This is a genomic window from Mycolicibacterium komossense (genome assembly GCF_025822605.1).
Lineage (GTDB): Bacteria > Actinomycetota > Actinomycetes > Mycobacteriales > Mycobacteriaceae > Mycobacterium > Mycobacterium komossense.
This window is the reverse complement of the sequence record NZ_JACKTY010000032.1, coordinates 139,222-159,267: the sequence shown is the minus strand read 5'-3', so window position 1 is coordinate 159,267 and position 20,046 is coordinate 139,222. Positions and strand designations below refer to the sequence as shown.

Here is a 20,046-nt window from a genome sequence, read left to right as displayed (position 1 = left end):
CGCCCGTGCCCGCAGACAATGAGCCTTGGTACCGCACGCCCGCGGCCATCTTCTCCGCAGGCGTCGCGGGTCTGGTGTTGATCGGTGCGCTCGTCGTCGCCGTCGTGCAGATGTCCGACAATTGGAGTCAGCCGGACACCACCGTCTACACCACCCCAGTGACCACCGAGCAGACGCTCCGCACGACGCAGCCGTTCGTGATCACGCCCTCAGAATCGTCGACGACCTTCCCCACCAGCCGATTGTCGACCACGGAGATCGGGGTTCCGGGCGAGACGACATCGGGCACCGACACGCCCTCTGACTCCCCCGGGCTGAACACGACGACCCGCGACCCCCGTTATCCCGGCACCCGGCCTTTCACAGCGCCGTCGGCACCGTCGACACCCTGAGCTTCTCGACGTTGTCGGTGACCTGGGTGAGGATGTTGAGCTGACGTTCCAGCTCCTGGATCCTGGAGTTGCGCTCGTTCTCTTCCATCCGCGCCGCGGCAAGGGTGGCCTGTAGCGATTCGTTGAGTGAGCGGGTGGTCTGGTTGGCGATCTCGCGGTAGTGGTCGCGCAACTGACGCTGGATGCCCTTGAGTCGGTCCCGAGATTCCTTGCCGACGACGAACGACACGTCCTCGACGAACTTGCGCAGGTTGGTCTTCGCCTCGTTGCGGACCCGCAGCATCCGGTTTTCCATGTCTTCCTTGTAGGCCTTGCGGCCCAGCAACAGGCCGGCCCCCAACGACAGCGGGTTGAACATGCCCAGGCCGGCGACGGAGGTCAGCATGCCGAACATCAGCACCCCGCCGTATGACCCACGCATACTGGTAATTGCTTTGTGCCCCTTGCCAATCGGCTTGGACTCCAACTTTGCCAGCGATTTCAGCCCCTCAAAGCCGGCACCCATTTCACGCGCGCTGACCTCGGGCATCTGGACGGCGTCCAGCCCCGCCTCGACGAAGGTCTTGGCCACCTCACTGGCCAGCGCCTCGGCCCGCTGATACGCCCAGACGAAGTTATCGCCGACGGCGGTGGCCACCGCGTCCTCGGCCTCAGCGCCGATCTCGGCCCAATGCTGCGTCGGGTCGCAGGCGTCGATCACCTTCTCGCTGTGATTGGTGATGGCCCGGAATCGAGAACGCAGATCGTGGTCCACGTCGGCAGTCAGATCCGAGATGCCATCGTTGAGCACCTGCTGCCATAACGCGGTGTGCTGCAAAGCATCCTGGGCCTCCTGCTTACGTCGCTCCAGATCTTCGGTGAGCCGCCGCGCGTCATCGGGATCGTTGATGGCCGACAGCTCCGAGCTGACCGCCAGCGTGAGATGTTCTGCGGCGGCGGCAATCTCGCCGAGTACCTGCTCGCGCACTCGGTCGTTCTCCCGGGAGAGCACCTTCTCGGACAGGAACCGCACGATCGCCGGGAAGTTCGACTCTTCGTTGAGTTCCTTGTCGTTGAGCTGGACGGCGTGGCTGCGCAGCAGCGACGACGCCGGGATCATCGGCATCGCCACTGCGGCCCGCTGCAGATGGCCGGCGTTGGTCTCGACGATCTGGCGCCAGTAGGGATAGAGATCGGTCTTGGTGGCGACGATCGCCCCGACCGGGCAGATCTCGTAGGCCTGGCGGATGAACCGCATCTCGGGTTCGGTGAACTCCTGGCTGGTGTCCGAGACCATCAGCATCGCATCGGCATCCGGTAGCAGCCCGAGCGTCGCCGACAGGTGCGGTTGGCCGTGCCCACCCACGCCGGGGGTGTCGACGAAGGCCAGCCCGCCCTTGAGCAGGGGGCTCGGCGCCTTGACCTCGACGCGGATCACCTCCCGGCCGCCGGCCTGCGGTGCCCGACGCAGGTCGTTCTTGATATCGGCGATCGGGATGTTGATGACTTCAGGTTCCGAGGCGCCTGGACGCGGTTCGACGACGAGATCGGCCGACGCCGGTTCGCCGAACGTGACGATGGTGGCCAGGGCGGTCGTCTCGTCATCTCCGACCCGGGCTACCGGCAGATTGAGCAGCGAGTTCAGCAGCTGGCTTTTGCCCTGTTTGAGCTGACCCGCGATCACCACCCTGATCTGGGGGTCGAGAATCCGCTTGTGCGCGGCGTCCAGTCGTTGCCGCAGATCGCCGCGCTCGTTGAGCTCGGCAATGCGGCTGGTGTGCTCGATCAGCTCGACGATCACCTTTACCCGGCGCGGGTCATCCGGTTGCGTCACTGTGGTGTCCCATCTGTCTTTCCAAACCCCGCCGCCCATCCACCGTAGGCGCACGAAACGGCGGGGACCCTGAAGGTCCCCGCCGACTCGCTCGAACTCTGCCGATGATCAGAACCCGGGGTGGCTGCCCGCCAGCGACAGCGCGTGGCTGTTATCCAGCGAGGTGTCCATAGAGTTGTTGCTCGCCAGGCCGGTGTCGAACAGCGCCGGACTGTTGGCGTGATCGTCGACCCCGACAGTGGTGTCGGTGTGGTTGACCACCGAGACATGCTCGGTGGTGTGCGCCGAGGTGTCCACCACATTGCCGCTCCCGTTGCCACTGGCAGTGGTATTGCCACTGGCTGTGGTGGTGGTGGGGTTGTTGATGACGATTCCACCGCCGCCGGCGTTGCCGCCGTGCGAGCTGCCCACTCCGATCCCCAGCAGGCCACCGCCGCTGCCGGCACTGGCCGACCCCCCGCTGGCGGCGTTGGCTTCTACGTTATGCAGGACCGTCCCGTCGTTGTCCTTGATGACGGTGCCGTTGCCGGTCGCGGTGGTGCCGCTGTCCTCGACGGTGCTGTGCCCGATCGCCACGTTGGAGCCGGTGCCCGCCAGCACGTCGCCGTTGTTGACCTCGTTGTTGTTGCCGAGCACAGCGCCGTCGCCGCTGACGATGTCCCCCTTGTTGTCGCCGGCGACCACGACGCCGCCGTTGGTGGCGGTGTTGGTGGTCTTGTCGCCGAAGGTGATGTCGCCGAAGCCCAGGTTGAACGCACCCTGCTGCGCGTTGGCGCCGGCCGCCTGGTCCGGGCTCAGCAGCGAAGTGTCGTTGTGGCTGAGCAGATCGGTGTTGGTCTGCGGCGCGAAGCTCGGCGACAGCAGGTTGTTCTGCGGTGAGTAATCAGCGGCCGGGGCAAAGCCGTACTGGTTGGACACGGCGCGCTGCAGCCCGACGATCGGGTCACCGCCGCCGAGCATCAGGCCAGGTACCGCGGTCGCGGCGACTGAACCCAGCTGGGCGGCCGATACACCGGCGAAGCCGGCGTCGCGCAGGGTCTGCTCCGGGTCGGCGACGAACGCCTGGGCGACATCTTCGCTGCGGAACAGGCTGAGGATCCAGTCGATGAGGGTCATGTGAGTGCCTTTCTGGTTTTCGGTCTCGCCGGTCCGGCCGGCGATCTGAAATACACGTTATGGATCCGCAGAAGCCCCGGAAACGGGGTGCGAACCCGTACGTTTCGGCCCGCCCCCAGGGGCCACAGATGACCCCCTATTAGGGGATTAGGGGGTTGTTGGGGGAAACAAAAAAACACCGCCGGCACCAGGCCGGCGGCGTTCTTGTTACCTAGGTGGAGCTAATTGTGCAGGTCGAAGCCCGAGGCGTCGGCATCGAAGTGGTGGACATCGGAGGTGAACTGGTCGAAGACTCCGTGATCGTCGACGCCGAGGGCGCTCGGATCGATGGCGGTGGGGTCGACCCCCAATTCGTGCAGTTGGGTGGACGGGTCGAAACCTTCCAGACCGGCGACAGCGTTACCGCCGGATACGTCGGACACCAGCTGAGACGGGTTCGCCTGGGCGACCGACTGGTCCAGCGACTGGGTGTCGATGACGCTGCTGGACAGATCGTGCAGGGCCGTGGTCGCGTGATCGGGCAGGTCACCCAGATGCGGGGTGAAAGCGTCGAACGCGGCCGTGGCTGCCCCGCTCGTCCAGACGTTGCCATCGGTGGCGCCGGAGTCACCGCCGAACGCCGACGCGGCTCCCGGGAACGAAGCAAACGAATCCGACACCATGGGAATCAGATTGTTGACATCTGCGCTGGTCACATCCGTCAGATGCGCATTGGCAATGGCCTGCGCCGGGTCGGCGGCGTACTGTGCGGCTACCTGGGGATCACGCACCAGTGACATCACGAAGTCGAGTAGCTCGTTTGCCATGACACGTCTTCTCCCTCAGCACCCGGTATTTCACAGTGACAGTTCAGTCGGTTCCCAAATGCTATCCAGCCGAGACCACTTCGTGATCGGTGCCGATACCACTCTTTTGACGCCTGCGTTAGGGGGTGCACCGTTAGGGGATCCGCACCCTTAGGGGGATCGCCCGCCAGCTTGCCGGGATCCCCCGTGGCGAGCCGCTAAGGTTTGCCCCATGAGCGACTCGCTGGGGTTGTCGATCGGGCTGACCAACCTGTCGGCGGCACGAACGGGGCGGGCCCCGGTCACCCGCCGCTCGGTGCTCACCCTCTTCGAGCATCGACCGCCCGAGGTCGGCCTGCCGAGCGAGAACACCAACCTGACCGAACGCGGCATGGTGATGTGGGGTTTCGTCGAGCGGGTGGGCGACCCGGTGCCGTTGGTCGCGCAGGACGGCTCACCGCATCACGGTGACGTGCTGGCCGCCGAAGCACTCGAGGCGATAGCACGCACAATCGGCGAAGGCGCGGGGGCGCCGCAGAAGGTGTCCATCGCGGTACCGGCCCATTGGGGCCCGGCCGTCGTGGGAGCCCTGCGGGCGGCGCTGCGTGGGAAGCAGTCGTTGTATTCCGACGGTGCACCGCCGGAGCTGATCTCGGATGCTGAGACCGCACTGGCAGCGCTGCAGAGCGACCCCGGGTTGCCGTCGGAAGGTGTTGTCGCACTGTGTGATTTCGGCGGTAGCGGCACCACCATCGCATTGGCTGATGCGGGCGCCGATCTGCGGCCCATCGGGGAGGTCACCCGCTTCGGCGAGTTCTCCGGCGACGGGATCGACCAGGCCATCCTCCATCATGTGCTGGCCGGAATGTCCGACGCCGGCTTGGCTGACCCCGCGGGCACCGCCGCAGTCGGTGCGTTGACACGGCTTCGTGGGGAATGCCGAGCGGCCAAGGAACGGCTGTCCGCCGAGACCGCCACGGTCATCCACGCCGAATTGCCCGGCAGCACAACCGATGTCCGCTTGACCCGCGCCGAGCTGGAGAGTCTGATCGAGGCGCCGCTGGCCGGTTTCCTCGACGCCCTCGGAGATGTGCTGGAGCGCAACAGGATTCCCGCAGCCAGCCTGGCTGCGGTGGCGTCCTTCGGCGGTGGCGCGGCCATCCCGATGATCACCCAGCAGCTCTCCGATCAGCTGCGCGTACCCGTCGTCACGACACCCGAGCCGGCATTGACCGCCGCCGTCGGCGCCGCCGTGCTCGCCGAGCGCGGCCCGGCACCGGACGCACCCACCGGGCTGGCGCAGTCGGTATCCGAGGCGGACATCCCGACTGGGCTCGCGCCGGCCGCGTCCGCGGAAGATTTGGCTCCGACGGGGCTGGCACCGTCCGCCGCAGCAGCTCCGCTCGCCTGGTCGCAGGACGACGAGGCCCCTGCCGGCGAACCGGTGGTGCCGTACTCCGGCGAGGACTACACCTTCGACGTCAACCAAGGCGGCACCGCGGCGCGCCCCGCGGTCGAGTTCGAGAGAGAGCCGGACGCTCCGTTCGACGCCGACCCGCCGCCGCTGCCTTGGTACAAGCGTCCGCCCCTGTTGTTCGGTGCGGCCGCAGCCGCCGCACTTCTGGCGATCGGCGGCCTGGCGATCACACTGACCAGCACCAGCAGCGACACCACCCCCGTTACGGAGACCAGCACATTGCCGGGGCAGTCCACCACGACGGTGCCGCCGACCAGTGAGACCGTCACCGTCACCGGATCCAACGGCGAAGTCACCACCTCGTTGGTGCCGCCACCTCCGCCGCCGTCGACTACGACGACGACGACAAACCCCACCACCACAACGACGACATCGCCCACGACGACGACCACCACAACCACAACCACCACGACCACCACCACGACGCCACCGACTACCACAACGACGACGACCCAGCCGACGACGACCACCGCACCGCCGACCACCACCCAACCCCCGCCGACCACGACCGTTGCGCCGCCGACCACCACGGCGGCACCTCCGACGACGATCCTGACCGGAGCCACCGCGCCGCCGGAACCCGCGCAGAGGTAAGCGTCCGCGTGTCTGAGGTTCCTTCAGCGGCGCAGGAAGCGGTGCGCGAGCTCGTCGCCGCGCCGGAGACACCGCTGAAACTCCTCGTCACCGGCGGCGTCGGCACCGGGAAGAGCACAGTGCTGGCCGCCGTCCGCGATGCACTGCGCGCGACGGGGACAGCGGTGCTGACCCGCCCGCCCGCTACCGGCGATCCGGCGTCGGCGATCGTCATCGACGATGCCCATCTACTGGCCGACGAGGAGCTTCACGCGCTGACCGAGTGTGCCGCCGACCCAGCGGTGACGCTGGTGGTGGCGGCCGAGCGCCACGACCACCGGCCCAGCTTGCGGGCGCTGGCCACCACCATCGAGCGGGAGCGCCCGCGCGTCGCGCTGGGTGCCTGGTCGCGCGCCGAGCTGAGCGGGCAGGTCGGCATCGAGGACACCCAGACGGTCACGAACGTGATGGCGGCGACCGCCGGGCTGCCCTTTCTGGTCGAGAGCGTCCTGGCGACCGACGTTGCCGGGCCCGCGCCCGCGATCGCCCAGACCGCGTTCTTCGCGCTCACCGACCGGTTGCGCAGCCTGGACGACCGAGTCCTGGAGACCATGCTGATCGCCTCGCTCAGCCCCGAGCTGGGCCCCGCCGATGTGGCCGCCGCACTGTCGATCGGGATCGGCGATGCCCACACACAGGTCGACCTCGCGCACGCGACCGGACTGCTGGACCCCTCACACGGCACCTATTTTCTGGCCACCGTGCACCGGGCACTTGGCCAGTTGGTCGGCACGGTCCGCCACCACGACATCGAATCCGCGTTACTCCGCTCGCAGGCCGAAATGTCGACACTGTCAACAGGTCTCGCGTTGCAACTGGCAGAGCACGGCGTACGCGACCCGCAACTGGCCTCGGTGCTGGCGACGGAAGCGGCCCAGCTGCGCGGTCAGCCCGACGAAGCCGCGCGGCTCTATCAGGCGGCGATGGATGCGGGCGCGGCAAACGTGGCGGCGCCGCTGGCCGACGCGTTGGCGATGTCCGGCGACTGTGCCGGGGCCGCCGCGCTGGCCGACACCCTGCTCAGCGCCGAGGACCCTGCGGTGCGGGCCGCGTCGGTACGGATCGCGGCCAGCGTCGCCATGCACGACGGCAACAGCGGCCAGGCGGCCGAACTATTCGCCTGGCTCGGCCCGCAACCGGATGCGGTGATCGGCGCGGCCGGAGCGGTGGTATTGACGGCGACCGGCGATCTCGAGCGGGCCCGCGACGGGTTGCGGGTCCAGGACAGCGGGCCGCCGACATCGGCGGCCCGGACGGCCCGCAGCCTCGCCGAAGGTCTGTTGCTCACCGTGGATCAGCCGTACGCAGTAGCGGTGGCCCGCCTCGGCCAAGCCATCGGTGCTGATCAACCGGCGACCGAGGCAATGCCCGATAGCCCGGCCGCACTCGTCACCCTCGCCGCGCTGCATTCAGGCGATCCGGCCCGCGCCCGCAGTGTCATCGGTCGAGCCGCGCGCAGCGCGGTCCAGGATGGGATGTTCAGCCACCGGCACCGACTGCTGCTGGGGTGGGTGCGGATGCAGGACGGCCAGTTGCAGGCCGCCGCCGCCGACGTCGCCAGCGTGCCCGACGCCGGCCTGCACCGGCGCGACGCACTCTGGGCGGCGGCGCTGAGGACCGGGATCGCCCGGCGGGGCGGCGACGCCGGTGGGGTGCAGAAGAACTGGCATGCCGCGATGGAAGTGCTCGCGGAGTACTCGATCGACCTGTTCTCCCTGCTCCCGCTGGGCGAAATATGGGTCTCGGCCGCGCGCCTGCGTCAGGTGGACCGGTTGTCACACACCTTGGATCAGGCATTCGGTCTGCTCAGCGCGCTGGGTAACCCGCTGTCCTGGTCGCTGCCCCTACACTGGGCGGGTGTGCACGCGGCCATCTTGGCCAATTCACCGGAGTCGATGGCACCGCATGGGCAGGCTCTGACTGCGGCCGCGGGCCACAGCGGTTTCGCCAAGGCGTTGGCCGGCGGCGGCCGGGCCTGGCTGCGGGTGCTGGCCAATCAGATCGATGTCGACGACGTGTCCGCGGCCGCCCACGGTCTGGCCCAATTCGGACTGACCTGGGATGCCACCCGGCTCGCCGGCCAGGCCGCCCTGCAGGCTCCGGATCCACGGGTGTCCGGCGCCATGTTGCAGGTCGCCCGCGATCTCAAATCGACCTCTGGTCAGGATCTGCCCGATATCGGCCCGTCCGGATTGTCGACCGAACCGGCGACGCCGACGAACGGCCCGCCGCGCCCGACCGGCGCCCCCAGTAGTGCCGTTCTCTCCGAGCGCGAACGCGAAGTCGCCGAGTTGCTGTTGCTCGGGATGCCGTACCGCGATATCGGGGCACAGCTCTTCATTTCGGCCAAGACGGTCGAACATCACGTCGCCAGAATCCGTCGACGACTGGGCGCGGACTCGCGTTCGGAAATGTTGTCGATGCTGCGGGCAATGCTGACTTCGCACAGCTGAGACGCACACCACATTTGCCCAACTTAGGGCAGCCTCGCTAGCGGCCTTAATGGCCGGGATGCAACTATGAGCTGGACCGAGGTTAAGTTACCGACGAGTAACTTACACTAAGTTACCCTTGGGTAACTTCGAATGGGAGGCAGTCCGTGAGCGCTCTCGACTGGGGCCGGCTGATCGTTGGCCTGCTGGGCACCGCCATCGTGCTGGTGTTTGCCGCACGCCGTGTGCTGTGGCTGACCAAACTGATTCGCTCGGGTCAGCCCGTCAGCGATGAGAGCGGCCGCAAAGACGACATCCCGGCCCGCATCAAGGCTCAGTTCACCGAAGTCTTCGGTCAGAAAAAGCTGCTGAAATGGTCGATCCCCGGCCTCGCCCATTTGTTCACCATGTGGGGCTTTTTCATTCTTGCGACGGTCTATCTAGAGGCCTACGGAGTTCTGTTCAACCCGGAATTCCACATCCCGATTGTCGGCCGGTGGGACGCTCTGGGCTTCCTGCAGGACTTCTTCGCGGTCGCCGTGCTGCTCGGCATCCTGACGTTCACGATCATCCGGTTGCGCTCCGAACCGAAGACCCACGGCCGCTCGTCCCGGTTCTACGGCTCCCATACCGGCGGCGCGTGGGAGATCCTGTTCATGATCTTCCTGGTCATCTTCACCTACGCGATCTTCCGTGGGGCGTCGGTGAACGTCCTCGGCGACGCCTTCCCGTACGGCTGGGGTGCGTTCTTCTCGCACGCCGTCGCCGCGCCGCTGGCGCCCCTTGGCCACACCGCCAATGAGTGGATCGAAACCATCGCGTTGATGGGCCACATCGGCGTCATGCTGATCTTCCTGCTCATCGTTTTGCACTCCAAGCACCTACACATCGGCCTGGCGCCGATCAACGTCACCTTCAAGCGGCTGCCCAACGGGCTGGGCCCGCTGCTGCCGGTGGAATACAAGGGCGAGCTGGTCGACTTCGACGATCCCGCCGAGGATGCGGTGCTCGGCCGCGGCAAGATCGAGGACTTCACCTGGAAGGGCTACCTCGACTTCACCACCTGTACCGAGTGTGGTCGCTGCCAGTCGCAGTGCCCGGCCTGGAACACCGGAAAACCGTTGTCTCCCAAGCTCGTCATCATGGATCTGCGCGACCATCTGATGGCCAAGGCGCCCTACATCCTGGGCGAGAAGGAACGGCCCCTGGAAGGTCTCGACATGGAGACCGTCAAGGAGGAGGGCCACCATGTGCCCGAATCCGGCTTCGGCCGGGTGCCCGGATCCGGTCCCGCGCAGGCCACCCGACCGCTCGTCGGCACCGCCGAAATGGGTGGCGTCATCGACCCCGACGTGCTGTGGTCCTGCACCACCTGCGGCGCCTGCGTCGAGCAGTGCCCGGTCGACATCGAGCACATCGACCACATCGTCGATATGCGCCGCTACCAGGTGATGATGGAGTCCGAGTTCCCCAGCGAACTGGGCGTGCTGTTCAAAAACCTGGAGAACAAGGGCAACCCCTGGGGCCAGAACGCCAAGGACCGGACCAACTGGATCGACGAGGTCGAGTTCGACGTGCCGGTGTTCGGCAAGGACGTCGACAGCTTCGCGGGCTTCGAGTACCTGTTCTGGGTGGGCTGCGCAGGCGCCTACGAGGACCGCGCCAAGAAGACCACCAAAGCCGTCGCCGAACTGCTTGCGGTAGCCGGGGTCAAGTACCTGGTCCTAGGCGAGGGCGAGACCTGTAACGGTGACTCAGCGCGACGGTCCGGCAACGAATTCCTGTTCCAGCAGCTGGCCGCCCAAAACGTGGAGACGCTGAACGACCTGTTCGAGGGCGTCGAGCGCGTCGACCGCAAGATCGTCGTCACGTGCCCGCACTGCTTCAACACCCTGGGCCGGGAATACCCGCAGGTCGGTGGCAACTTCACCGTCCTGCACCACACCCAGCTGCTGAACCGGTTGGTCCGCGACAAGAAGCTGGTCGCAGTGAAGTCGCTGGACCAGGAGATCACCTACCACGACCCGTGCTACCTGGGCCGGCACAACAAGGTCTACGACGCACCGCGGGAGCTGGTCGGCGCATCCGGCGCCAAGCTGACGGAGATGCCGCGCCACGCCGACCGCGGCCTGTGCTGCGGTGCCGGCGGCGCACGGATGTGGATGGAAGAGCACATCGGCAAGCGCGTCAACAACGAGCGCGTCGAAGAGGCGATGGACACCGGGGCGACCACGATTGCCACCGGCTGCCCGTTCTGCCGTGTGATGATCACCGACGGTGTGGACGATGTGTCCGCCGCCAGGGAGGTCGACAAGGTCGAGGTCCTCGACGTCGCCCAACTTCTGCTCGGTTCGCTGGATCTGTCCGAGGTGAAGCTGCCCGCCAAGGGTGCCGCGGCTGAAGCTGCGGCCGTCAGGGCCGCGGAGCTGGAAGAAGCCGCTCCCGCGGCGAAGCCCGAAGCCGAACCTGCAGCCGAAGAAGCCGCACCTGAGCCGCAGACCGCCGCCGAACCTGCGAAGGCCGCGGCCCCGGTCAAGGGCCTCGGAATGGCCGGTGCCGCCAAGCGACCCGGCGCCAAGAAGGCCGCGCCCGCCGCGGCGGCTGACTCGGCTGCACCCGCAGCTCCGACCGCACCTGCTGCCCCGGCCAAGGGGCTGGGCATCGCGGGGGGCGCAAAACGCCCGGGCGCCAAGAAGACTGCGGCCGCACCCGCCGCGGCAACTCCTGCCGCTCCCGCTGAAGCGGCACCTGCTGAAGCAGCCGCCGTGTCGGCCGCACCCGCGGCCCCGGCGAAGGGTCTGGGCCTCGCGGCAGGCGCGAAGCGTCCCGGCGCCAAGAAGGCTGCACCCGCCGCACCCGCCGACTCGGCTGCACCCGCCGCACCCGCTGCTCCGGCTGCACCCGCTGCTCCGGCTGAGGAGGCTCCCGCCGACGCCAAGCCGGAACCACCCGTCAAGGGGCTCGGAATCGCCTCGGGCGCACGTCGTCCCGGCGCGAAGAAGAGCCCGGCCGTCGCTCCGGCGCCCAAGCCGGAGCCTGATTCCGAATCGGGGACCGATTCCGAGCCGGAGCCGGAAGCGTCGCCGAACGGCTCTACCGGTGGCGATGCATCGACCGTCGGCGACGAACCGCCGGTGAAGGGCCTCGGCATTGCCAAGGGTGCTCGCCGCCCCGGTAAGCGCTAGCCCGGTTGGTGCCGCCCGACGTTGTACGGACGGTCTACGGCCCCACGTTGCACTGAGCAGGCAGCCACCGCGGAACGGTGGGTCAGCCGATCTTTTGCAGCTGGAAGGGGCTCTGGGTGATCTGACCGCCCGGGCAGCTGTAATTGGAGTCGCTGGTGATCACACCGGCCAGGGTGTCGGGATTGACCGCGAGTGAAATGTAGGCGGGCGCGTAGGTGCCGTCGTCGCAGATGACGCCGTCGGGCTTGGTGACGATGAAGTTCCACGTCCCGCCCGTCATCGTGGTGGGGACGCTCCAGCCCTGGTTACTGGCCACCGTGCCGGTGCAGCCTTCGGTCGGGCAGTTGGTCGTCACGGTCCAGACGTTATAAGGGTCGCCGCCGGAATACGTGCCGTTAAACGGTGCAGGATCGGCCAGGGCAGTGCCGGCAACGGTAACGGCGGCCGCCGTCATCGCAAATGTGGTGACCAACGTGCGTGTGATTGTCTGCTTCATTCCCCTGCTCCCGACCATGTGTTTCAGGAAGTTAACAGGTTCCGGAGTCCGAATTCGGCAACGAGCACAGGAAACTCTCTGGCGTGTCCGCCATGTCGCCCAAATGAGAGCGAAACGCGATCTTCAGGCGGTTCACCTGCAGTTGCGTCATCGCCCCGGAAAAAATGCGTCGACAGCCGTGGGACCATAGTTACCGTGAGTACCAATCAGCTGCCGTGGCAGAACACCGGCCATCCTGACCGGCAGCGCATCTTCACGCAGTCGAGCAAGCTGCAGGATGTGCTCTACGAGATCCGCGGGCCCATTCACGATCACGCCGCCCGGTTGGAAAACGAGGGGCACCGCATTCTGAAACTCAACATCGGCAATCCCGCGGTGTTCGGTTTCGAGGCGCCCGACGTGATCATGCGCGACATGATTCAGGCGCTTCCGCAGGCGCAGGGGTATTCCGATTCCAAGGGCATCGCCAGTGCCCGCCGCGCGGTATTCACCCGCTACGAATTGGTACCTGGTTTTCCGCGGTTCGATATCGACGACGTGTTCCTCGGCAACGGGGTTTCCGAGCTGATCACCATGACCCTGCAGGCGCTGCTCGACAATGGCGATCAGGTACTCGTGCCCGCGCCGGACTATCCCCTGTGGACGGCGTCGACGGCCTTGGCCGGCGGCACGCCGGTGCATTACCTGTGCGACGAGACCCACGGCTGGCAGCCGGATATCGCCGATGTGGAATCGAAGATCACCGACCGCACCAAGGCGCTGGTGGTGATCAACCCGAACAACCCGACCGGCGCGGTATATTCACGCGAAATCCTTGAGCAGATGGTCGAACTGGCGCGTAAGCATCAGCTGCTGCTGCTCGCCGACGAGATCTACGACAAGATCCTCTACGACGACGCCGAACACATCAGCCTCGCATCGCTGGCACCCGATGTACTGACGCTGACCTTCAACGGCCTGTCCAAGGCATACCGCGTGGCGGGCTACCGGTCCGGCTGGCTGGTCATCACCGGCCCCAAGGAGCATGCCACCAGCTTCATCGAGGGCATCAGCCTGCTGGCCAATATGCGACTGTGCCCGAATGTGCCTGCGCAGCATGCCATTCAGGTCGCGCTAGGTGGTCACCAGAGCATCGAGGATCTGGTGCTGCCCGGCGGCAGACTGCTGGAGCAGCGCGATGTCGCCTGGAACAAACTCAACGAAATCCCCGGGGTGTCGTGCGTGAAACCGAAGGGCGCGCTGTACGCGTTCCCCCGGTTGGACCCCGAGGTCTACGACATCCAGGACGACGAGCAGCTGGTGCTCGATCTCCTGCTGCAGGAGAAGATCCTGGTGGTGCAGGGCACCGGATTCAACTGGCCCGCACCGGATCACCTGCGCATCGTGACGTTGCCATGGGCCAGGGACCTGTCCAGCGCTATCGAGCGACTGGGTAACTTCCTGGTGAGCTACCGACAGTAATCCTCGCAGGATCCGCCGCTAGCCTGTCGCTGTGGCGCACTCCCATTCGCACTCGCATTCGGGTCCGGCCCCGCTGGGCCCGCTGGCGGCGAAGATCGTCGTCGGGCTGCTCGTCGCGATCGGGATCGCCGTCATCGCCGGTGCCGCACTGCTGTGGCCGAGCCAGCAGAAGGTGGCCATCCCACTGCCGTTCCAGAATTCCTCCGGCGGGGCGGTGACCACCGAGGCCGGCCAGGTGCAGTCCAGCACGCTGGCGAACTGCGGCAGCCCGTCGTCGGGCCAGGTACTGACCGCCTCTGCGGCGCCCGGCGTGCCGGGCAGCGGTCAGTGCGTGCAGAACCTCGTCGCGATCGACTCCGGCCCGAACGCAGGCGCCAAGACGCTCCTGGAGTTCACCCCGGGCGCCGGTCAGCCCAGCCTGGCCGCCGGTGACTCCATCCGGATCAGTCGCCAGGTGGACCAGCAGGGCGCGACGAGCTACGCCTTCTACGACTACGAGCGCACCTGGCCGCTGGTGATACTGGCCGCCGCCTTCGCCGTCGTGATCGTCGCGGTGGCCCGTTGGCGCGGGCTGCTGGCGATGGTCGGAATCATCGTCGCGTTTCTGGTGCTGGTGGTGTTCCTGCTACCCGCGCTGCGCGACGGCGCTCCGGCGGTGCCGACCGCCCTGGTCGCGTCGGCAGCAATCCTGTATGCCGTCATCTATCTGGCGCACGGGGTCAGCCTGCGCACCAGCGCCGCGCTGCTGGGCACCCTGACGTCGCTGCTGTTGGCGGCCGTCCTGTCGTGGGGCGCCATCGAGCTGGCTCACCTGACCGGGCTCTCCGAAGATCAGAACAACGAGGTGGCCGCATACATGGGCCATGTCTCCATCACCGGCCTGCTGCTCGCCGGGTTCATCATCGGCTCGCTCGGTGTGCTCAACGACGTCACCGTCACGCAGGCCTCGACGGTGTTCGAGCTCGCCAACATCACCGAAAACAATTCCCGCCGAACGATTTTCGTGGGCGCCATGCGGGTGGGACGTGACCACATCGCGAGCACGGTGTACACCCTGGTGCTCGCCTACGCCGGCAGTTCACTGCCGTTGCTGTTGCTGTTCAGCGTAGCCAACCGGTCCCTGGGTGATGTATTGACCAGCGAGAGCGTGGCCATCGAGATCGCCCGCTCGGCCGTCGGCGGAATCGCGCTGGCCCTGTCAGTTCCGCTGACGACGGGTATCGCCGCGCTGCTGGCGACTACGCGTCCAGATCGTCCTCGGTCAGGTCTGTAGCCGCCAGCGCCGACTCCAGGTCGTCGTGGCGGAAGCTCGACGTGACATGGTCGTGGACCACCCGGAACGCAGAGGCCTGGGTGGTGCCGTCGTCCAGGGTCTGCTCGAATACCACCACGCCGTCGTGGACGTACATCCGCCCGACGGTCACGGTGTCGTCGAAGTCGGCAGCCCATTCCCGCAGGGCGTTGTGCCCCTGTGCGGCGCCGTGCGCGTCGGCGATCTCGATATCGTCGCTGGACAGCTCGACGAGGGTATCGAGGTCGCGTGCGTTGAGCGCGTCATGCCAGGCCAGAACGGTGGCGATCTCCGAAGTCGTCATGTCTTGCAAACTACCCGGTGGCCGCGGTCAGAACGCCGTGCGGTCCAGCCAGGACTGCCAGACCGCGTCATCGCCGAGCATCTCGACGTCCAACTCGCTGATCGGCCGGCGCCGGGTGATGGCCAACAGCAGGTCGACAGACCGGCCGCGCACGGCTGCGCTGCCCTTACCGTGCCCATGTGACCACTTCAGGGCGCCGTCGGCATCGGCGGTGATCATCCACTCCCCCGCGGAACCGAGGCCCTCGTCGTGGGCGTGCAGGTGCAGCGCCTGACCGGCCTCCAGCGGGGGCGCCGCGCCCGGCCGGGGGTGGGTGGTGATGTCGAGCCATTCACTGATCGCGTCCGCCGCCAGCGCGGGTGCGAGCTCGAAGCCGGTTCCAGCGGCGATGGCCGCGTCGGCGCGGTGGACGACCACCTCGTGCAGCCGTCGCCGGACCCACCAGGCGGACGGCTTGGGCCCGAGAAATGTCCAGACCGCGATGTCGGCGCCGGTGGTGTCGACGGCCTCCAATAGCTTTGCGGCCCCGTCCATCAGCCAGTCGGTGGCGGCCTCGGGATCCTCGGGCGGCTTACCGTCGCGCACGGCACGCGGATCGAGCCCTTCGGTCGCCCGGTCGGCCACCATCTGTGCCGACCACCGCACGCCGCGACCGACATGCCGGAACAGCTGCTGCACGGTCCAGCCGGGGCAGGTGGGTACCGGCGCGGCCGGGTCGACGGCGGCGACGGTGTCGGCGAAAATTCGATGCTCGTCGATGAGCTTCGCGGCGTAATCCACCTGGTCAGGCTACGCGACGCCCGAGGCAGTGCACCCGCCAATCGGCGGCCTGCCAGCGTGTGACGTCCAGGCAGTTCCGTCCGTCGACGACGACCTTGGAGCGCACGGTCCCCGCCAGATCGTGCGGATCGAGTTCCACAAACTCCGACCATTCGGTGAGCACGAGTACCGCATCGGCGCGGTCGCAGGCCTCCAGCACCGAGGTCGAATAGTTCAGCGTGGGGAAGATCTTGCGGGAGTTCTCCATCGCCTTGGGGTCGTAGACGTTGACCGCGGCGCCGTTGAGCTGAAGCAGCCCAGCGACATTCAGCGCCGGCGAGTCCCGCACATCGTCGGATTCCGGTTTGAATGCGGCCCCGAGCACCGCGATGTTGGCGCCGAGCAGCGATCCGCCGCAGGCCGTCGTCGCCAGCTCGACCATGCGGGCCCGGCGGCGCATGTTGATGCTGTCGACCTCGCGCAGGAAGGTCAGCGCGTGATTGGCGCCCAGCTCACCGGCGCGCGCCATGAAGGCCCTGATGTCCTTGGGCAGGCAGCCACCGCCGAAACCCAGTCCGGCGTTCAGGAATCGGCGGCCGATGCGCGGGTCGTAGCCCAGTGCGTCGGCCAGCATCGTGACATCGGCGTCAGCTGCCTCACACACTTCGGAGATCGCGTTGATGAACGAGATCTTCGTTGCCAGAAAGGCATTCGCCGAGACCTTCACCAGCTCCGCGGTCTGCAGGTCGGTCAGCAGAAACGGCGCTCCGGTCTCCAACAGCGGAGCGTACAGTTCGCGGACCGCGGCTTCGGCGTGGACCGAATCCTTTTGCACGCCAAGCACGATCCGGTCTGGATGCAGCGTGTCGTGGACGGCGAACCCTTCGCGCAGGAACTCCGGGTTCCAGGCGATCTCCACGTCGACACCAGCGGGAGCCAGGGCGCGCGCCCGCTCGGCCAGTTCGGCGGCGGTGCCCACCGGAACCGTCGACTTGCCCACGATCACCGCGGATCTCGTCAGTTTCGGCACCAGCTCGTCGATGACGGAGTGAACGTGTCGCAGATCGGCGCTGTACTCACCCTTCTTCTGCGGGGTTCCAACACCGAGGAAATGAACATCCGCAAAGTCGGCGGCCATGTCGTAGTCGGTGGTGAACTGTAGCCGGCCGGCGGCAATGTTGTCCTGCAACATCTTTGGCAGGTCAGGTTCGTAGAACGGCACGTCACCCGCCGCCAGCTTGGCAACCTTGCCGGGGTCGATATCGACCCCGAGTACGTCGTGCCCTAACTCAGCCATTCCGGCGGCGTGCGTCGCCCCCAGGTAGCCCGTACCGAAGACGGTGCATCGCATACTGCAGATATATGCCCGGCGAATGAGCTGACTGCATCATGACACTGAGCGGAACACGAACAGAAGATGTCTAGTGTCCACCGAAGATCGGCAACGGCCACAGGATGCCGTTGTTGCCTCCGCCGCCGGAACCACGACCGCCGCCGTCCTGCGAACCGCGGCCTCCACCGTCACCGTAACCACCGCCGTCACCGTAACCACCGCGTCCGTAGCCGGACCCCGAGCCCTGCTGCGGCCACTGCGGTGCCTCAGGTTGCTGCTGCTGCGGATACTGCGGGTATTGCTGCTGCGGGTATTGCTGCTGCGGCGGGTACTGCGGGTATTGCTGCTGCTGCTGTTGCTGTTGCCAGGGCGGCTGGAAAATCCGCGGCAGCTGGAGAATCGGCGGAATGTAGACGGGCGGGACGTAGGGCTGCGCCGCGTCCGGCGGGGGTGCGACAGCCGGCGGAGCGGCCGGCTCGGGGGCCGGCGCCGGAGCCTCGGGCGCAGGAGCGGGCGCGGGGGCGTCGGGGACCACCGGCTTGGCGGCCGGCTGCTGGACGTAGACCGTGCGGGGCGCCTGAGGTTCCGGCGCCTGCTGCACGACGGGCATCGGGGCTTTGATGGTCTCCGGCGGAGGCGCCGGGACAGCTGGGACCGCAGCTTGGGGTGCCGGCGCGGCGGGTGCTGCGGCAGGCGCCTGGGTCGGGACGATGACATTCTCACCGGGGCTGGGCCGCTGGTCGACGGTCGGGCGGATACTGACCGCCAGCGAAATGACCAGAGCTGTCACACCGAGAACAAAGATCGAAGTCAGGGCGCTTCCGACCAGCAGGAACGGTTTACGCCCCTCTTGCTGGGCGGGTTCTGGCGCCTCCCGTTCGAACTGAGCGAACTCTCCGCTGGGGTCGAGCTGTGGGAACACCCCGGATTCGGGGTCGACAGCGCTGTAGGCCAGGGCCGGTGCGCCCTCCATATAGCCGGCTCCGGCCACCTGCGTGGCATCGGCGGCGGCCAGACCGGCGGCGTAGGCGCCGGCAGTGGTGCCGTCACCACCCTTGGCGTAGGCCAGGCCGACCGTGGAAGCCTCGAACAGAGGGGCGTTCGCACTGGCAAGGGCGGCGCCGCGGGCGAGTGCGAGTTCAGAACTGTCGGGCGCGGTCACCGGCAGGGACGTCGCGGATTCGAGCTGCAGCTTGATGGCACCGATGCTGATGCCCGATCCGAGAACGAAAACGCCCTGCGGCGGTGAGGGAAGGTCGGTCAGACCGGCGATCATGGCCGCCAACTCGGCGACGGCGTCCTCGGTGTGCAGATCCTGGCGTTGGACCTTGACGACCGAGCCGTCGGCGGTCTCGACGACCGACAGCGTCGCGGTGTCACGCTCGAGGAACAGCAGCGCGGTGCGGTCGTAGCCGACCGCGCTACCGACTGCCTGCGCCAGCGCTGCCGCGGCGTGCAGTTCGGACACCAACATCACGTCGTCGATGTTTCGGGCCACCAGGGCGTTCCGAAGTGCGGCGGCCTCCGCATGGTCACGCCACGTGACACCCGTCGAAACCAGACGGTGGCCGCCTTCGACGGCGCTCTCCCTGGTCCCGAGAATTGCGGCGATGACCTGTTCTGGCGCGGTTGCCGACTGGTCATCGGCAGAGATCTCGAAGACGTCGTGGTCGACGGTGACTCCGTCGGCTTTTTCGCCTTCGACCAGCACCATGCGGACCGTCGTTGGGGTCATGGACACACCAAGTACGATCTCCACTGCCCCTCCAAAATAGTTTGCTGTGCAGCTCGTTCTTACACCGGGCACTCGCTCCGCGGCTGTGATCAACTAGTTGTTCATCGTCGTTCCACCCTGCGGTGTTACATCAAGCCTTATTAGCTGGAACCCGATGAAGTTCTAGTGCCACGCGGCGGTGAGGGTCCCCCGAGACCCGGTGGTTCGAGGCTACTCCTTAGCTCAGCTTGATGAAGTTCTGATACGAGCGCGATGGCGTCGGGCCGCGCTGACCTTGGTACTTGGATCCCACAGCCGCGCTGCCGTAGGGATACTCGGCGGGGCTGGTCAGCCGCAGCAGACACAGCTGGCCGATCTTCATCCCCGGCCAGAGGGTGATCGGCAGGTTGGCCACATTGGACAGCTCCAACGTGATGTGGCCGGAAAAGCCCGGGTCGATAAATCCGGCCGTCGAGTGCGTCAGCAGCCCCAGCCGACCCAACGACGACTTACCTTCGAGCCGGCCTGCCAGGTCATCGGGCAGCGTGCACATCTCCAGCGTCGAGCCCAGCACGAACTCGCCGGGATGCAGGACAAACGGCTCACCCTCGCCGGGCTCGACCAGCGTGGTGAGCTCATCCTGCTGCTTCGCGGGGTCGATATGGGTGTACCGGGTGTTGTTGAACACCCGGAACAAGCTGTCGAGGCGGACGTCCACACTCGACGGTTGCACCAGCGAGTCGTCGAAGGGTTCGATGCCCAGTCGGCCAGCGGTGAACTCGGCCCTGATATCGCGATCGGAGAGCAGCACCCGACGAGCGTATCGAGGTGAGTTCGACGGGGTGTGTCTGCGTC

Annotated in this window: 15 protein-coding genes; 6 read left to right on the top strand and 9 right to left on the bottom strand. The window is 66.9% G+C overall.

The window, feature by feature from the left end; all coding sequences use genetic code 11:
* Positions 1-5: 5 nt before the first annotated feature.
* Entirely contained in the window at positions 6-392 is a 387-nt protein-coding gene (locus H7J73_RS20460) for a DUF5129 domain-containing protein (protein ID WP_264069461.1), read from the top strand.
* Here the strand turns inward: H7J73_RS20460 and H7J73_RS20455 are convergent.
* The 3 genes from H7J73_RS20455 to H7J73_RS20445 form a co-directional block, all read right to left on the bottom strand.
* Positions 361-2,205: a dynamin family protein gene (locus H7J73_RS20455; RefSeq protein WP_264069460.1), complete on the bottom strand. Its 1,845-nt coding sequence runs from the start codon at positions 2,203-2,205 to the stop codon at positions 361-363. The two genes, H7J73_RS20460 and H7J73_RS20455, sit on opposite strands and share 32 nt — an antisense overlap.
* A 108-nt stretch (positions 2,206-2,313) precedes the next feature.
* The gene (locus tag H7J73_RS20450; protein ID WP_264069459.1) at positions 2,314-3,321 is read right to left on the bottom strand and encodes an IniB N-terminal domain-containing protein; all 1,008 of its coding nucleotides are present in this window, start codon (positions 3,319-3,321) and stop codon (positions 2,314-2,316) included.
* Between the two features lie 221 nt (positions 3,322-3,542).
* Positions 3,543-4,127: an Rv0340 family IniB-related protein gene (locus H7J73_RS20445; protein WP_264069458.1), complete on the bottom strand. Its 585-nt coding sequence runs from the start codon at positions 4,125-4,127 to the stop codon at positions 3,543-3,545.
* A 211-nt stretch (positions 4,128-4,338) separates the two neighbouring features.
* Between H7J73_RS20445 and H7J73_RS20440 the strand changes: the two genes are divergently transcribed.
* The 3 genes from H7J73_RS20440 to H7J73_RS20430 all read left to right on the top strand — a co-directional run bounded on the left by H7J73_RS20440 (position 4,339) and on the right by H7J73_RS20430 (position 11,833).
* The gene (locus H7J73_RS20440) at positions 4,339-6,177 is read left to right on the top strand and encodes an Hsp70 family protein (RefSeq protein ID WP_264069457.1); all 1,839 of its coding nucleotides are present in this window, start codon (positions 4,339-4,341) and stop codon (positions 6,175-6,177) included.
* Between the two features lie 8 nt (positions 6,178-6,185).
* On the top strand, positions 6,186-8,669 hold the full coding sequence (gene iniR / locus H7J73_RS20435; RefSeq protein ID WP_264069456.1) for an isoniazid response ATPase/transcriptional regulator IniR: 2,484 nt from the start codon (positions 6,186-6,188) through the stop codon (positions 8,667-8,669).
* A 146-nt stretch (positions 8,670-8,815) separates the two neighbouring features.
* Entirely contained in the window at positions 8,816-11,833 is a 3,018-nt protein-coding gene (locus tag H7J73_RS20430; protein ID WP_264069454.1) for a heterodisulfide reductase-related iron-sulfur binding cluster, read from the top strand.
* An 82-nt stretch (positions 11,834-11,915) separates the two neighbouring features.
* On the opposite strand, the gene H7J73_RS20425 is transcribed toward H7J73_RS20430, so the two are convergent.
* Positions 11,916-12,329: a hypothetical protein gene (locus tag H7J73_RS20425; RefSeq protein WP_264069453.1), complete on the bottom strand. Its 414-nt coding sequence runs from the start codon at positions 12,327-12,329 to the stop codon at positions 11,916-11,918.
* Between the two features lie 186 nt (positions 12,330-12,515).
* Here H7J73_RS20425 and H7J73_RS20420 point away from each other — a divergent pair, with 186 nt between their 5' ends.
* Positions 12,516-13,790: a pyridoxal phosphate-dependent aminotransferase gene (locus tag H7J73_RS20420; RefSeq protein ID WP_308207436.1), complete on the top strand. Its 1,275-nt coding sequence runs from the start codon at positions 12,516-12,518 to the stop codon at positions 13,788-13,790.
* A 31-nt stretch (positions 13,791-13,821) separates the two neighbouring features.
* A complete protein-coding gene (locus H7J73_RS20415) occupies positions 13,822-15,063 on the top strand; it encodes a YibE/F family protein (protein WP_264069452.1) in 1,242 nt (413 codons plus the stop codon).
* Here H7J73_RS20415 and H7J73_RS20410 read toward each other — a convergent pair.
* The 5 genes from H7J73_RS20410 to dcd all read right to left on the bottom strand — a co-directional run bounded on the left by H7J73_RS20410 (position 15,029) and on the right by dcd (position 20,002).
* The gene (locus H7J73_RS20410; RefSeq protein WP_264069451.1) at positions 15,029-15,385 is read right to left on the bottom strand and encodes a nuclear transport factor 2 family protein; all 357 of its coding nucleotides are present in this window, start codon (positions 15,383-15,385) and stop codon (positions 15,029-15,031) included. The two genes, H7J73_RS20415 and H7J73_RS20410, sit on opposite strands and share 35 nt — an antisense overlap.
* Before the next feature lie 27 nt (positions 15,386-15,412).
* Positions 15,413-16,165: a maleylpyruvate isomerase family mycothiol-dependent enzyme gene (locus H7J73_RS20405; RefSeq protein WP_264069449.1), complete on the bottom strand. Its 753-nt coding sequence runs from the start codon at positions 16,163-16,165 to the stop codon at positions 15,413-15,415.
* A gap of 4 nt (positions 16,166-16,169) precedes the next feature.
* Complete coding sequence (locus H7J73_RS20400) at positions 16,170-17,495, bottom strand: UDP-glucose dehydrogenase family protein (RefSeq protein ID WP_264069448.1); 1,326 nt, start codon at positions 17,493-17,495, stop codon at positions 16,170-16,172.
* A gap of 70 nt (positions 17,496-17,565) precedes the next feature.
* Positions 17,566-19,236 (bottom strand): DUF7159 family protein, encoded by a 1,671-nt coding sequence (locus tag H7J73_RS20395; protein WP_435405541.1) that lies wholly within the window; start codon positions 19,234-19,236, stop codon positions 17,566-17,568.
* Between the two features lie 193 nt (positions 19,237-19,429).
* Complete coding sequence (gene dcd / locus H7J73_RS20390; RefSeq protein WP_264069445.1) at positions 19,430-20,002, bottom strand: dCTP deaminase; 573 nt, start codon at positions 20,000-20,002, stop codon at positions 19,430-19,432.
* Positions 20,003-20,046: the final 44 nt, after the last annotated feature.

Bases quoted from the DNA above. Each gene is read 5' to 3' on its own strand.
- H7J73_RS20450 (WP_264069459.1), bottom strand. From the start codon at position 3,321: ATGACCCTCATCGACTGGATCCTCAGCCTGTTCCGCAGCGAAGATGTC.
- H7J73_RS20445 (WP_264069458.1), bottom strand. From the start codon at position 4,127: ATGGCAAACGAGCTACTCGACTTCGTGATGTCACTGGTGCGTGATCCC.
- H7J73_RS20440 (WP_264069457.1), top strand. From the start codon at position 4,339: ATGAGCGACTCGCTGGGGTTGTCGATCGGGCTGACCAACCTGTCGGCG.
- H7J73_RS20425 (WP_264069453.1), bottom strand. From the start codon at position 12,329: ATGAAGCAGACAATCACACGCACGTTGGTCACCACATTTGCGATGACG.
- H7J73_RS20410 (WP_264069451.1), bottom strand. From the start codon at position 15,385: ATGACGACTTCGGAGATCGCCACCGTTCTGGCCTGGCATGACGCGCTC.
- H7J73_RS20400 (WP_264069448.1), bottom strand. From the start codon at position 17,495: ATGCGATGCACCGTCTTCGGTACGGGCTACCTGGGGGCGACGCACGCC.